This window comes from Eubacterium sp. LMAG:50 (assembly GCF_008680265.1).
Taxonomy (GTDB): Bacteria; Bacillota; Clostridia; order Lachnospirales; family Lachnospiraceae; genus Eubacterium_U; species Eubacterium_U album.
In genome coordinates this window covers 38,735-53,214 of the sequence record NZ_NALP01000007.1, presented here as the reverse complement: position 1 = coordinate 53,214, position 14,480 = coordinate 38,735, and the positions used below count along the sequence as shown (strand labels likewise).

General features: G+C 35.2%; 20 protein-coding genes. All 20 read left to right on the top strand.

The window, feature by feature from the left end:
* Nucleotides 1-5: 5 nt before the first annotated feature.
* The 20 genes from CCC31_RS05560 to CCC31_RS05465 all read left to right on the top strand — a co-directional run bounded on the left by CCC31_RS05560 (nucleotide 6) and on the right by CCC31_RS05465 (nucleotide 14,479).
* Complete coding sequence (locus tag CCC31_RS05560; protein WP_290850155.1) at nucleotides 6-1,574, top strand: phage minor capsid protein; 1,569 nt, start codon at nucleotides 6-8, stop codon at nucleotides 1,572-1,574.
* 15 nt (nucleotides 1,575-1,589) lie between these two features.
* Nucleotides 1,590-1,784, top strand: coding sequence for a hypothetical protein (locus tag CCC31_RS05555; RefSeq protein ID WP_290850153.1), 195 nt, complete (start codon nucleotides 1,590-1,592; stop codon nucleotides 1,782-1,784).
* A gap of 51 nt (nucleotides 1,785-1,835) precedes the next feature.
* Nucleotides 1,836-2,156: a YjcQ family protein gene (locus CCC31_RS05550; RefSeq protein ID WP_290850151.1), complete on the top strand. Its 321-nt coding sequence runs from the start codon at nucleotides 1,836-1,838 to the stop codon at nucleotides 2,154-2,156.
* A gap of 69 nt (nucleotides 2,157-2,225) precedes the next feature.
* Nucleotides 2,226-2,387 (top strand): hypothetical protein, encoded by a 162-nt coding sequence (locus CCC31_RS05545; RefSeq protein ID WP_290850149.1) that lies wholly within the window; start codon nucleotides 2,226-2,228, stop codon nucleotides 2,385-2,387.
* A gap of 80 nt (nucleotides 2,388-2,467) precedes the next feature.
* Entirely contained in the window at nucleotides 2,468-3,130 is a 663-nt protein-coding gene (locus tag CCC31_RS05540) for a hypothetical protein (protein WP_290850147.1), read from the top strand.
* Between the two features lie 13 nt (nucleotides 3,131-3,143).
* Nucleotides 3,144-4,040 (top strand): capsid protein, encoded by an 897-nt coding sequence (locus tag CCC31_RS05535; RefSeq protein WP_290850145.1) that lies wholly within the window; start codon nucleotides 3,144-3,146, stop codon nucleotides 4,038-4,040.
* A gap of 11 nt (nucleotides 4,041-4,051) precedes the next feature.
* Entirely contained in the window at nucleotides 4,052-4,378 is a 327-nt protein-coding gene (locus tag CCC31_RS05530; protein WP_290850143.1) for a hypothetical protein, read from the top strand.
* A gap of 11 nt (nucleotides 4,379-4,389) precedes the next feature.
* Nucleotides 4,390-4,776 (top strand): hypothetical protein, encoded by a 387-nt coding sequence (locus tag CCC31_RS05525; RefSeq protein WP_290850141.1) that lies wholly within the window; start codon nucleotides 4,390-4,392, stop codon nucleotides 4,774-4,776.
* The gene (locus tag CCC31_RS05520) at nucleotides 4,776-5,114 is read left to right on the top strand and encodes a hypothetical protein (protein ID WP_290850139.1); all 339 of its coding nucleotides are present in this window, start codon (nucleotides 4,776-4,778) and stop codon (nucleotides 5,112-5,114) included. The genes CCC31_RS05525 and CCC31_RS05520 overlap by 1 nt, the downstream gene beginning before the upstream one ends.
* A gap of 1 nt (nucleotide 5,115) precedes the next feature.
* Nucleotides 5,116-5,496: a minor capsid protein gene (locus tag CCC31_RS05515; RefSeq protein WP_290850137.1), complete on the top strand. Its 381-nt coding sequence runs from the start codon at nucleotides 5,116-5,118 to the stop codon at nucleotides 5,494-5,496.
* Nucleotides 5,497-5,892, top strand: coding sequence for a minor capsid protein (locus CCC31_RS05510; protein ID WP_290850135.1), 396 nt, complete (start codon nucleotides 5,497-5,499; stop codon nucleotides 5,890-5,892).
* Nucleotide 5,893: 1 nt separating this feature from the next.
* A complete protein-coding gene (locus CCC31_RS05505) occupies nucleotides 5,894-6,331 on the top strand; it encodes a hypothetical protein (protein ID WP_290850133.1) in 438 nt (145 codons plus the stop codon).
* A 56-nt stretch (nucleotides 6,332-6,387) separates the two neighbouring features.
* Nucleotides 6,388-6,684, top strand: coding sequence for a hypothetical protein (locus tag CCC31_RS05500; RefSeq protein ID WP_290850131.1), 297 nt, complete (start codon nucleotides 6,388-6,390; stop codon nucleotides 6,682-6,684).
* Nucleotides 6,685-6,698: 14 nt separating this feature from the next.
* Nucleotides 6,699-7,019: a Gp15 family bacteriophage protein gene (locus tag CCC31_RS05495; RefSeq protein WP_290851707.1), complete on the top strand. Its 321-nt coding sequence runs from the start codon at nucleotides 6,699-6,701 to the stop codon at nucleotides 7,017-7,019.
* On the top strand, nucleotides 7,012-7,155 hold the full coding sequence (locus CCC31_RS05490) for a Com family DNA-binding transcriptional regulator (RefSeq protein ID WP_290850128.1): 144 nt from the start codon (nucleotides 7,012-7,014) through the stop codon (nucleotides 7,153-7,155). Before CCC31_RS05495 ends, CCC31_RS05490 begins: the two co-directional genes overlap by 8 nt.
* A 50-nt stretch (nucleotides 7,156-7,205) precedes the next feature.
* On the top strand, nucleotides 7,206-10,430 hold the full coding sequence (locus tag CCC31_RS05485) for a hypothetical protein (RefSeq protein ID WP_290850126.1): 3,225 nt from the start codon (nucleotides 7,206-7,208) through the stop codon (nucleotides 10,428-10,430).
* Nucleotides 10,431-10,441: 11 nt separating this feature from the next.
* Nucleotides 10,442-10,801 (top strand): hypothetical protein, encoded by a 360-nt coding sequence (locus CCC31_RS05480; protein ID WP_290850124.1) that lies wholly within the window; start codon nucleotides 10,442-10,444, stop codon nucleotides 10,799-10,801.
* A 12-nt stretch (nucleotides 10,802-10,813) separates the two neighbouring features.
* Nucleotides 10,814-12,979 (top strand): hypothetical protein, encoded by a 2,166-nt coding sequence (locus CCC31_RS05475; RefSeq protein WP_290850122.1) that lies wholly within the window; start codon nucleotides 10,814-10,816, stop codon nucleotides 12,977-12,979.
* A gap of 13 nt (nucleotides 12,980-12,992) precedes the next feature.
* Nucleotides 12,993-14,231 carry a hypothetical protein gene (locus CCC31_RS05470; RefSeq protein WP_290850120.1) on the top strand — a complete coding sequence of 413 codons (1,239 nt, stop codon included), beginning with the start codon at nucleotides 12,993-12,995 and terminating at the stop codon, nucleotides 14,229-14,231.
* A complete protein-coding gene (locus CCC31_RS05465; RefSeq protein WP_290850118.1) occupies nucleotides 14,231-14,479 on the top strand; it encodes a hypothetical protein in 249 nt (82 codons plus the stop codon). The genes CCC31_RS05470 and CCC31_RS05465 overlap by 1 nt, the downstream gene beginning before the upstream one ends.
* The last annotated feature ends 1 nt before the right edge of the window (nucleotide 14,480 follow it).

Genomic DNA, 14,480 nt, shown 5'->3' with positions numbered 1-14,480 from the left:
AAGATATGCCAAAGGATTATGACGTTGAAGAGGCTTTCAGAGCAATTGAGAATGAACTTATAAATTCCATGATGCGAAATTTGTCACATCACAGAGCAGAAGAAATGAAAGAAGGATTGAACTGGACTTCATGGCAGGCAGAACAGCTTAAGGCTCTTAATGTATACAAGCAAAAGAATCAAAAGAAGTTCACCAAGATATTTGCAGATATTAACAGAAATATTGAAAAGTCCATATTGCTACATAGAAGAACAGGAGAAACCGAACAGGAGAAAGCCATTCTTGAAGCAATAAAAAAGGGAGCAAAGTTAACACATAAGGCAGGGAGCACCATTGAAGGTGCTTTTTTTCGTATTAACGATAGAAAGTTAGATGCATTGCTAAATGAGGTTAATAGCAGCATGAGAAAAGCAGAAACTGCAATGCTCAGAATGGCAAATGACCAGTACAGAAAAGTAATATTTAATTCTCAGATATACTACAATACGGGAGCTGGAACTTATGAAAAGGCAGTGGATATGGCCACAAAAGACTTTTTAAGCCGTGGAATTAATTGTATAGAGTATAAGAATGGTGCAAGAGTGAATATTGCTTCGTATGCTGGAATGGCTTTAAGAACAGCAAATACTAGAGCATATTGTCAGGGCGAAGGCACTAAACGTCAGGAATGGGGCATAACAACAGTTATAGTAAATAAACGCGGTTTACCTTGTCCTAAATGTGGAAGATGGACTGGAAAGATATTAATAGATGATGTATGGAGTGGTGGAAAAGCAAGTGATGGACCATATCCGCTAATGTCTCAGGCTATGGCAGGCGGTTTATATCATCCAAACTGCAAAGATGGACATACAACATATTTTCCAGGCATCTCTGCAAAGCCTGAAAAGGTAACAAAGAAAGAAATGAAGCGGGCGGTAATTGCAGAAAAACAAGAGAATAGAGACAACTTAATACAGAGAAACATAGATAAGTTTGATAGGTTATCAAATTATTCATTGGATGAAGAAAACAAGAAGCAATATGCTGTTAGAAAGGAACAATGGGAAGAGCAGGCACAAAGCCTGAAAAATGATTCTGAATATCAAAATGCAAAGGTAAGGGCGGGAGTAAAAAATATTGAAAAATTGCATAGTTCTGATATAATGAAATCAAAAGAAATATTTAGAAAAATGGATGATACAAGGGAAGGATTTAAGTTTATATCAGATAAAACTTTTGATAAACTAACAATTCAAGCCCGAAAGAATGGAGCCATTATTCTAAGAGGAACAAAGGAAGTAGAAGAGCATCTTGATAAAATGGAGGCAGCAGCATCTAATATAGGTGATATACTGTTATTTAGAGAGAATGTATGCGTTAGTGAAGTATTAGAGGAGACATATCATTTTGAGCAAAATAAAGTAAAATTAAACAATGACAAAAAAGAACCATTACGTACTATACTCAATGAAATAGATGCTAAACAATATTTGTTGGAGAATGCTAGTAAATATCAAATACCAAGAAAAGAAGTTGAATTAACACAAAAGCAACTAGAATCCTATAAAAATCAGTTAAAAAAGTATAAGTAAAAGGAGGTGCTTAGGATGAGTAAAGTAATTGACAATTTCCAAATAGGAAAATATGCAGTTTTAAAATTGGATGAAATGCCAAAGAGGGGATACAATAAGTTTCGTATTGAAGGGAAGGAATTTGAGCCAGTTCCTATTTATGATATGCCACAATGTATAGCCATTGAATCAAATGAAAATTTCTTAAATAGAAAAGTTGAATTTATTTAGTACCACCCAGTCGAAAGATTAGGTGGTATTTTTATATAAAAAGGAGAAATTATGGATAATTTCAAAGCGGTATACAAGATTCTTTCAACATTGGAAAAAGCAATGGATCTTCCGGAATTTGACATGTCAGCAATTGATTACAAATCACTTGGAGTAACAAAAGAACGTTGGTCACGTTATGTTGAAATGATGTCTGATGCAGGTTACATCAAAGGTGCAAGAGTTGGAACAAATACCATAGGAGAAATTATTGTTAATTGTGATAATATCCGAATTACATTAAAAGGTTTGGAGTATTTAGAACAAAACAGTCTAATGAAGAGAGCTGCCGAAATGGCAAAAGGAATCAAAGAAATAGTTCCGGGAATTTAATAAAGGTAATTAACAACATCCGAAAGGGTGTTTTTTTAATGCAATAAAATGAAGAATAGGAGGTAGTTCATGTTAATAGCTAAAATTGATTTCTATGACAAGGATAATAACCTTGTCTTAGTGAAAGCCGGAGATGAGGTAAAGGCAAAGACAAAAGAGCGCAGGGAATATTTATTAAAAATAGGCGCAGTAATTGAAAAAGATGAACCAAAGGCATCTGCAAGCAAGTAGGTGCTTTTTATATGCCCAAAACGTGATGGCTTAAAACTCTCGGAATAAGCTGACGAGCTAAAACGGAAAGGAAAACGAATATGATAAGAAGAACATTATTGCCTATGAACATTCAGTTTTTTGCAGAAGGTTCAGGAGAAGGTAATGGAGACGGAAACGGTAATAATAACCAGAACAATGCCGGAAATGGTAACAGTAACCAAAATACTGGAAATAACAATCAGGGTGCAACATATACCCAGGAACAGTTAGACGGAATTGTTAATAGCAGAACTGCAAGAGCTGAGCAGTCGGCTTTAAGGTCGTTCTTTCAGCAGCAGGGAATGTCAGAAAATGAAGTGACACAGGCAATTAACAGTTACAAAGCGCAGAGAGCAAAGAATACACCTGATGTTGCAGGAATGCAGACAGAGCTTGCACAGACTAAAAGTCAGAATCAGCAGCTTGTGGTTCAGAATTCAGCAACAATACAGGCTGTGGAGTTAGGAATTGATGCAAAATCTATTCCATATGTAATAAAAATGGCTGATTTTAAGGAAGTAATGAATACAGATGGAACAGTTGATGCTGAAAAAGTAAAAGCAGCAATAAACAAGGTTTTAGAAGATGTACCAGCCTTGAAACCGGCAGATAGTGGAGCAAATAATAATCAGGGATTTACACAGATTGGAGCTCCAAATAGTAATAATCAGCAAAACCAGGATGACTTATTAAGAGGCATCTTTGGAATAAAGAAAAAATAGGAGGTAGTAATACATGGCAGCATTACAGTACGCTGATATTTTCAGCAACATTTTAATCGAATTATATGGTCAGTCACAGGTTTCTGTAGATTTATATAATTCAAATTCAGACATTCAGATTGTGAATGGTAAAAACTTAAAGATTCCTAAATTATCAGTAAGTGGATATAAGGACCATACAAGAGGTAGTTTAGGTTTTAACATAGGTTCATATTCAAATGAGTATGAAACAAAGACATTAGATCACGACAGAGATATTGAGTTTGTAATCGACCCGGTAGATGTTGATGAAACTAATTTAGTAGTAACAATTGCAAACATTCAGAAGAGATTTGAAACAACTCAGGCTATTCCTGAAGCAGACTGCTATACATTTAGTAAGCTTTATTCAGAAGCTAAAAGAGTAGGTGCGAAGGTTAAGACAACAGCTCTTACAACAGCAAATGTTCTTTCAGATTTTGATGATAACTTGGAAGCTATGACAGATGCAGGTGTCCCACTTGACAGAGTTATTCTTTATTGTACACCAGCTTACCTTAAGTTGCTTAAGAATGCAGAGGGTATTCAGAGAACACTTGAAGTAAGCGGAGCAAAGGGAATCGACAGAAGAGTTCATTCTATCGATGATATTGGAATGATTAAGGAAGTTCCATCTGCAAGATTTAAGTCCAAATATAACTTTACTTCAGGATGTACAGCTGATGTATCAGCGGTTCAGATGGATTACATGTTAATTGATCCTGAATGTCAGGTATCAAGAAACAAGTATAGTTTCATTACAGTATTTGAACCTGGAACAGATTCAAGAACTGCGGACAACTATTTATATCAGAACAGAAAACTTAATGGTACATTTGCTATTGATGAACTTATGAAAGAGGGATGTATCATTCATGCAGCAGCAGAATAGGAGGCAATACCATGAGAGCGGTAAAGGATAATAAGGTATATAACATATCTGAAATGCAGAAAGATGAATATCTTACATTAGGATATGATATTTACGATGATGAAGGTAAAATTTTAGAACACTCACCTAAGACTACAGTTTCATATGCAGAATATGAAAAGGTGGTTAAAGAAAGGGATGAGTTGAAAGCTCAGCTTAATAAAATTTCAGGTGACAAATTCTCTGCAATGGAAGCGGATGAATTAAAAGCATATGCTATAGAACATGGAATTGATTTAGGTAATGCCACATCAAAAGAAGGAATTATCAAAAAAATCAAAGCTAGTAATGCAGAATAGGGGGTGAGCCTATGGCTTACACCCCTTATGTGTCTTTGGAAGAATATTTGAAAACTGCCAGAGAGTTAATACCACAAGATGATGTTGATAAGATGTTGAGGCAGGCAAGCAGACATATTGATGCACTGACATTTAACAGAATTGTTGCCAAAGGATTTGATAATCTTACGGAATTTCAAAAAGATGTGGTAAAAGAGGTTGTATACAGACAGGCAGAATTTGAATATGAAAATGAAGACATGATTAATACTGTATTATCAAGTTATTCACTTAATGGAGTATCAATGAATTTTGGTAGTTCATGGAATTTATATATTGAGGATGGAGTCGCAATTAGAAAAGATTTATATGCTTTATTAGAGCAGACAGGGTTGTGCTGCAGATTGGTAGGTGTGTAATGAAATATCCTAATTTGGTACCAAAATCGATGTGCAAGACAGATATAAATGTAACTATTTATAAAGAAGGAGTATCTGAAACAGGTGCTCCTTTAATTGCACTTAATGATGAATTAAAGTGTAATTATCAGGACATGGCATATACAAAAATGACCGCAGAACAGAAGATAGTAACTTTAAGCGGAAAAGCTTATTTTTGTGGAGATATATGCCCGGAGCAGGCTGTTATAAGTAGTGGGAAAGTAACAGTGTTTGGAGTGGAAAGAACAATATATCAGGGAACAAAAGCAAGAAATCCGGATGGAAGTGTAAATTATACGTTATTGGAGTTGGTGTAATATGAAAGTAAGTTCAACTATCAAATTGAATATGGGTAGGATAGCAAAATTAACAAAAGCACAAAGAATGGCATTAGAAATGACTGCGGAAGCAGTACATACTGATATGGTTCAGTCTCAGGTAATTCCATTTGATACAGGTAATTTACAGAATACACAGACTTTTGTAGATTATTCTGACAGTGCAAGCGGAAAGATTACAATTGCTTTTAATACTCCATATGCAAGAAGATTGTACTATCATCCTGAGTTTAATTTTACAAAATCAGAAAATCCAAATGCAAAAGGCAGATGGGCAGAGGATTATCTTGAAAATGGTTCAAAAAAGGATTTTGCACGAAAAACATATAAACAATTGTACAAAAAACTTGGAGGTATATAGATGATTTCTTTAAAGGATATAAAAGACTGGTTGAAGCAGTTTGATATAGCTGAACATTATTACATGGGAAAGTTAGATAACAAGCAGGATAAATCTGTTGGAGTATATCAGAGAAGAACATCTGATCAGCCAAGAATGTGTATAGGTGAAAAGTCATCATATGACATTAAACCTGTATCAATACTTCTGCATTGGTCAAATGATGCAGATGAAACAGAAGAAAAAGCGATGGCTTTATGGAATGTTTTAAGAAGCCAGACAAATGTAACAATTAACAATGTTCATATCCCTTATATAAAGTTACTTAATTCAGAACCTATAGATGTAGGAACAGATGAAAAAGGAGTATACGAAAGGGTTATAGAAATAGATTTTTATTATTCGAAAGGAGTATAATATGTCAGCAGAAAATTCAGGAGTTTTTCCGGTATATAAAAATGCGTTTAAGGTGGGAGCTGCAAAGGCATCTTTAAATGACATAGCTGATATGGAAAGTTTTTCAGTGTCATTTGACAATGGTATTGAAAACTGGACACCAATGGATGCAGAAGGATGGCAGAGAGGATTAATGACAGCAAAAGCATTGACAATCTCAGTATCCGGAAAAAGAAACAACGGAGATACAGGAAATGATTACGTAGCAGGAAAAGCATTTGTAAATGGTAGGGATGCAGAAGGATGTTTTCAGTGGACATTCCCAGATGGCACAGTAGTACTAATGGAAAATGCAATTTTTAGCGTAACAGCACTTGGAGCAGGTGACAGTACAGCAGTAGGACCACTTGAATTTGAAGTTCAGAGTAACGGTAAGCCAACTGTAACACCGGCAATTTAGAATTAAGGAGCAGGGTTAAAAGCCTTGCTCCATTTTAGTATTAGGAGGAATATAACATGTCAAAGATTATTGATATTACAGATAAATTAGATTTTGAAGAAAACCCAAGATTAAAAGTAAAAGATATAGAACTCGAAGTTGATGCAAGTGCAGAAAACTTATTGAAAGTAATGGGTCTTGCAACAGATGAACCAACGGCTAAGGATGTTCTTGAAATGTGTGAAATCATATTTACAAAAGAAAGCAAAAAGAAATTAGATTCTTTACATCTTAATTTCAAAGACTATAACACTGTAGTAATGGCTGCAATTAATCTTGCGTCCGGAAGTGAGAATGAACAGTCGGGGGAGTAGATACATTCTATGACCTGATAGATGATTTTGACCTCATAGTGAGTTCTTTTGCATCTCAGTATGGAATAAGGCTGGCAGAATTAAAAACAATGCGGTGGAGTGAATTTGTGAGCTTGCTAATAGGAATTTCACCAGATACGGCACTTGGAAGAATAGTTTCCATTAGAGCAGAAACAGACAAGGAGATACTAAAGAACTTTAATGATGAACAAAGGAAAATCAGGAATGAATGGTTATCGAAACATTCACGGGCAACAGTAAAAAAAGAAGATGCAGAGAAATCAATGCAGAACATAGAAAAGATGTTTATGAGAATGGCAGGGTTAAATGTATAGAATTAAATGCAATATATGTGGGCAAACCTTATGCAAAGCGGACATCTTTAAGGGTGAAATTAAATGCCCACGATGTAATCAAATTAATTACATAGAGTTTATCAGGAAAAGAAAAAATGAAGTCAAGAGCCAATAATCTCCACCTTAGAGTAGGAGAGCGTGCCTGCTTTAGAAAGGAGAGAGAATATGGCTGAAAGTGTAGGTCAGATTGGACTTGATTTAGTTATTAATCAGAATCAATTTCAGTCACAGTTAAACGGAATAAAATCAGTTGCAAAAAAGGCAGGGGCAGTTATAGCTTCTGCCTTTGCTGTTAAAGGAATAGTTAACTTTGGAAAAGAATGCCTGGAATTAGGTAGTGATTTAGCAGAAGTTCAGAACGTAGTCGATGTAGCATTCCCAAATATGAGTAGTACAATTGATAAATTCGCTAAAAGTGCAGCAGCTCAATTTGGATTATCAGAAACTATGGCCAAGAGATATGCCGGTACATTTGGCTCGATGGCATCAGCGTTTGGATTTACAGAAAAAGAAGCAGCTAATATGAGTACCACATTAACAGGATTAGCCGGTGATGTGGCATCATTTTATAACATTAGTCAGGATGAAGCATATACAAAAATAAAATCTGTATTTACAGGTGAAACTGAATCTTTAAAAGATTTAGGTGTAGTAATGACACAAACAGCGTTAGATCAGTATGCTCTTGCTAATGGTTATGGAAAAACAACTGCAAAGATGAATGAGCAGGAAAAAGTTGCGTTAAGATATGCATTTGTTCAACAACAGTTATCAAATGCTACAGGCGATTTCGCCAGAACATCAGACAGTTGGGCAAATCAAACAAGATTATTAGCATTGCAGTTTGACAGTCTGAAAGCAAGTTTAGGTCAGGGGTTAATTAATGTGTTTACTCCGGTTATTAAGGCAGTTAATGTACTTTTAGGCAAATTGGCAACGCTTGCAAGTGCATTTAAAGCATTTACAGACTTAATTACAGGTAACAAGAATGCAGAAAAATCCACAACTGGAATAGCAACAGGAATGGAAAATGCTTCTGCAGCCGCTTCTGATGCAAACAGTAATGTGAAATCAATAGGAGATACTGCTACAAAGACGGCAAAAAAAGTTGAAAAATCACTTGCAGGCTTTGACAAGATAAATAAATTAACTGAACCAACATCAGATGATTCATCATCAGGAAGCAATGGAAGTAATGGTAGTTCAGTAGCCGGTAGTCAAGTTGACTATGGAAGTCTTAATAAAGGCGAGACAGAACTAGATGGATATTCAAAGAAATTTGCAAAGATTTTCAAGGACATGCAAAAAGAACTGGCACCAACAACAGAAGCATTAAAAAAACTGTACAATGAAGGTTTGTCTAAATTGGCTGGTTTTAGTTGGAATGCACTTAAAGGCTTTTATACTAATTTTTTAGTTCCAGTTGCCAAATGGACATTAGGCAAAGGATTACCTGAATTTATATCAGCATTAAATGATGGATTAAACAATATAAATTATGGAAAAATAGAAAAATCCTTAAATAATTTATGGAAAGCACTAACTCCATTTGCCATTAATGTAGGTGAGGGTTTACTTTGGTTTTGGAAAAATGTATTAGTTCCATTAGGTACATGGACAGCTAATGAAGTAGTCCCAAGATTTTTAGAAACCCTTAAAAATGCAATAAACATACTTAATGCAGTAATTGAAGCATTAAAACCATTGTTTAAATGGCTATGGGATAACGTATTAACTAAAATTGCAAGTTGGACAGCTGGTGCATTCACCACAATATGGGATGGAATTAATGGAGTACTAAATAAATTCTCGGATTGGTGTGAAAAACATCCGGGAACAATCAGGACAGCAACAGTTGCCGTAGCAGGATTTATGGCAGCATGGAAAGCAATAAAATTCGGCGAATTTATTGTAAATGCAGGTGGTATAGTGTCAATTTTGGAAAAAATGAAGAAAGCTATATCAGCGTGTACCGTTGCAAAGATAAAGGACAATATCGAAACAGCCAAGATTGTTGCGCTATATGCAAAAGATGCAATAGTGAAGGCCGCAAGTACTGCAAAAACTATTGCATTAACAGTAGCGCAAAAAGCAGCCGCATTAGCACAAAAGGCATTAAATATTGTTATGAATGCAAATCCTTTGGCTTTAATAGTAGTTGCAGTTACAGCATTAATTGCAGCATTTGTATTGCTGTATAACAAGTGCGATTGGTTTAAGAAAGCTGTTGATAAAATTTGGAAAGGTATTAAAAGTGCCTTCTTTGTGTGCTTTGATGCAATTAAGGAATTTTTAACTACAACATTACCTGATGCATTTTCAAAATTAAAAGAAAAAATAGACCCTATATTACAAACTATAGTAGGAATAGTTAAGACTTATATAGAAAGTATTCAAACTGTAATTAATGGAATAACTACAACTGCAAAGGGAGTAGTAGACTTTATTACAGGAGTATTCTCAGGTGATTGGAAAAAGGCATGGGATGGAATAAAGGGAATCTTTAGTGGTTTCTTTACAGCATTAAAAGGAATACTTGCAACAGTTGGAACAGTCATAAGCGGGCCATTTAAGGTAGCATGGTCAGCTATATCAACAACATTTAAAGGAATGGGTAGTTGGTTTCAGACTAAATATGACGCAGTTAAAACAGTTTTCGTTAATGTTGGAACATTCTTCAGTGAGAAGTTTACAGGAGCATATGATAAAGTCAAAAGTGCGTTTGCAAATGTAAAATCATTCTTTAAAGAAGATGTATGGGGAGCAATTAAAGGTTGCTTTAGCAATGTAGTTGATTGGTTTAGCTCAAAGTTTAGTGCTGCGTGGACAGCAGTTAAGGATGTATTCAGTACAGGTGGAAAGATATTTACCGGAATAAAGGAAGGTATAGCTGATACGTTTAAGACAGTAGTTAATGGATTAATAGATGGAATAAATAAGATTATTAAAATGCCGTTTAATTCTATAAATGGCATGCTTAATAAAATCAGAGGCGTTGGAATAGGTAACGTAAAACCATTTGAAAGTCTATGGAGTGAAAATCCAATATCAGTACCTCAAATACCTAAACTTACACCAAAACTTGCACAAGGTGGTTTTGTTAAAAAGAACACTCCACAGCTTGCAATGATTGGTGATAACAGACATCAGGGAGAAGTTGTTGCACCTGAAAACAAATTACAGGCTATGGTAGATGAGGCAGTAAGTAAAGCTGGCGGTAACGGAATCACAAAAGATGAATTAGCAAGAATAATGGACAGAGCAGTAATCAGAATTATAGCAGCTTTTTCAAGTGTTGGATTTAATATCGATGGCGAACAATTGGCAAGACTTGAAAAAGCAAAGAAAGCAGCATTAGACAGACGTTTTAATAGTGTGACGATAGTATAGGAGTAATGGATATGGCAGAAGCAGTATTAAAGGCAGGAAGTGTTGAACTTCCTGCGCCTGTCAGCTTGTCAATAGCAGATGAATTGATATGGACGGCAGATACAGGCAGAACATTAAACGGAAAAATGACAGGTGATGTAGTTGCAGAAAAAAAGACAGTAAGCATAACATGGGGAATTTTAACAGAAAATGAATACTTAAAAATTAAGAAAAATCTAACAAGAGGATTTTTCCCGGTTACGTTCAGAGATGATGGTGGCTTGATAACTATTAAGACATACAGAGGAACATTAACTAAAGAAGTTTTAGGAAGATTGTCGGATGGAGTTTTTTATTACAAATCGGCAACAGTAGACTTGATTCAACAGTAAAGAGGAAATTAAATGATTAATGTAACAGAAGCATATAAAGAAGCAATAAAGGAAGATAGAATATTTGACCTGCAGGATAAAATTATTCTTAAAGATGATACGGAAATACCATTAATTATGTCAGATGTTTTGGCATATTCCATTAATTCGGCTACATCATCTGACAGTACATTTGATGTAGGAAGTGTTGTGGCGGCTAAATTATCGCTGACAATCGATAACACGGATGAAAGATTTGAAGATGTGGACCTGACAGATGCAAGAATATCAACAAAGATAGGTCTTTTAGTAGAAGACAGCTTTGAATATGTAACAAAGGGAATATTTTACATTAACAGTGCCCAGGATTCAGGAGACACAATAGTTATTGAGGCTTATGATAAGATATTATTTCTTGATTTACCATATGCAGAAAGTACTTTGGCATATCCTGCAACCATCAGGGAAATACTTCAGGAAGCGTGTACACATTGTGGAATTACATTAGACACAACTACAATAGGAACCGGAGCAAATTATATAGTTAATTCAAGACCGGCTACAGATTCACTTACATTCAGGGACATTGTAAGCTATTGTGGGAAAATTCTGGGAAAGTATGCATACATATCAGCAGATCAGAAATTAAAATTTGCATGGTATGAAAAATCAAATTCTCCTTATGAAATAACAGAACAGTCTTCATTAACGAAGAATCGTTCGTCAATGACAATAACAGGTGCGAGATTTGGATATACAGTTACAACTGTTAAGGAAGGAGAAACTGAGCAGACAGAAGAAAACAAGACTGCATTTGTCGGAACAGAAGGATATGTTCTAACTATGGAAGACAATCCCTTGATTCAGACAGAGGACATGGCAAATAAAGTAATGAATATACTTAAAAGTTCCGTGGTAGGAACAACAATAAGGGTTTACGGTTTATCGTGTTTATCTGACCCTACAATAGAAGCAGGGGACAGTATTAAAGTAACTGACAGAAAAGGAAGGTCATTTGAAAGTTTTATTACAAACTGTACTTTTACACTTTGTGGTAATCAGGAGCTATCTTTAGGCGCTGAAACTGAAACAGAAAATCAATACCAGCGTTTTTCAATATCTGACAAGATAGTATCAAAGGCAAATCAGAATAATCAACATTTGATTAATGATTACAATAACGAAATGCAGAGATTGACGGATTTGATGATGGGTTCGTTTGGTATATATAAGACAGAGGAAAAACAGAAGGATGGTTCAACTATTTTCTATCTGCATGATAAAAAAACATTGAAAGAATCAACAACAATATGGAAAATGACAGCAAATGCAATAGCAGTTTCGACTGATGGCGGAAAGACATTTAATGCAGGACTTGGAAAAGACGGCAATGTAATTACAAAAGTACTTTCAACTATAGGTATCAATTTCGACTGGGCAAAGGGTGGTACTCTTAATCTTGGTGGAGAAAAGAACGGCAATGGTGTTTTAAAGGTCACAGATTCGTCAGGTAATTTAGTTGGAATGATGTCAAACGATGGATTAATGGCTAATCGCGGAAAAGTAGGCGGTTGGAATATTAGCGATTCAACTTTTTCACAGGAAGTAACGTCAGATGTGGGAACTTATGGTGTATACATGCAACCACCTACTCCAGGAGAAAAATGGGCAGGATTTTGTATACAGAAACTTATAAGTGGCAGTACATATGATCACATGTTTGAAGTGAATGGAGATGGTAATCTGTTTGCTAAAGGATATGCAGTTATAGACGGTTTTTTGAATATTGGGAGTTATGCAGTTATAGACGGTTCTTTAGAGACTAAGAGTTATGCAAATGTAGGAGAGAATTTAGGTGTTGGTGGTGACTTAATTGTACACGGCACTGCACAGATTGAAAATGTATCGGATATATTTGGAAAGATGTTCTGCTGTGTATCAGCGGTTGTGACTGAAAGCCCGGCAACTATCAATGCACCAGATGGTTATATTCCAATAGCTGCAATTAACGCTGATTGGGCAGCTTACCCAGATACAGCTTTCGAGATAGTTCGACAAGGTGGATTTAATCTGTTACTCACAAGAAATTTAAAGACAAATCCGGCAACATCAGGTAACTATGTAGCAGGTAGTGGTGGAGGAAGAAGAGCCAACATTCTTTTTGTTAACGGAAAGTTTATATCCGGCTATGACGTATAGAAAGGAGGCAGATATGTACAATAACATACATGAGGTGGAATTTGGACCATCAACCCTGACGCAGATTGAACAGCTGTATCAATATGACAAGGGGCAGATTCTTAAGATAGCAGACCCAATAGAAGATGGAACAGAGGTACAGTTTTCAAATGGCAATAGCGATACAACAATAAATAAAGCAATAAACGATAGTCAGGTAGAAATACCTGATATTTTATTGCAGGAAAATAAGAAAATCTTGGCATATTTGAAAATAATTAACTCAGATAGTGAAACAACAATCAAGACTGTTATTATTCCTGTTAAGGCAAGAACAAAGCCGGCAGATTACATTGAACCTGAACAGGAAAAGCCGTTTAGAAAATATGTTGAAGAAAAGCTTGAAAACGCAGAAAAACTTGTAGCAGAAGCAAATGACAAAGTAAAGGTAAACGAAGAATGTCTAAAGCAGATAGACACCAGGACAGAGCAGGCAACAACACAAATAACAGAGGTGACGAATGCAAAGCTTACGGATTTGGCAGATACTACAAATCAACAGCTAGAGAACATAAATACCACAGCAGTATCACAGATTAAAGCTATAAACAGTTCTGCGGCAGCCGCAGGAGAATCGCAAACAAAAGGTATTAATACAGTAGCATCAAGTCAGATTAGTAACATTACAAATGTAACAAATCAACAGTTGAATAACATAAATGCCACAGTTACACATCAGATAGGAATTATTGAGGATAAAACATCTACACAGATTGAGAGTATTAATAATACAGCTACAAGTCAGATTAGTGCCATTAATAGCACAGCTTTAAGCCAGATTAAGAGCATCAACAATGTGGCGCAGGAAATGAATTTACATTATTCTGAAATGTGTAGAAACCTAGGGATTGACCATAACGGAATTGTATTTGCAGAGACAACTAGAGAAAGACCGTCTACAATGTATTCTATTGATGTAAGTAATTTTAAATATATAAAGTTTGCAAAAGTTGTTATAGGTGATTTTATTGAAGTTACTTTACCTGCAGAAGGTATATGTAGTATCTGGATAACAAATTTAGAAGCCGTAGAAACTAATGTAATTTCAGATAAAGAATATGATGTTTCACTAATTAGTGAATTAAAATATTATGTAGCATATCCAGGCTCAGGTCATAAGACTATAGTTAACTATAGTCTTTATAACGATGAAGATGGAATTAATGGAGTGACAGATTTGATAGTTGAAAATGCTTTAGGAGGTGACTATTAATGATACTAACAAAATTCCTAAAAAACATAGCAGATGCTATCAGATACGCAGAAAAGAGCACTAATAAAATAAAAGCAATTGATTTTGCTGATAGGATTAAAAAACTAGGTGGTAACGGATTTGAAGTAGAAATAGTGGAGGACAGTTATGAAGTTAAATTGGAAACTAATTTTAAAACGGAAACAATCGTTATAAATGATACTGACGAGACTGTAGTAGAGGATAAATTAGAAGAAAGTGAGGAATAAT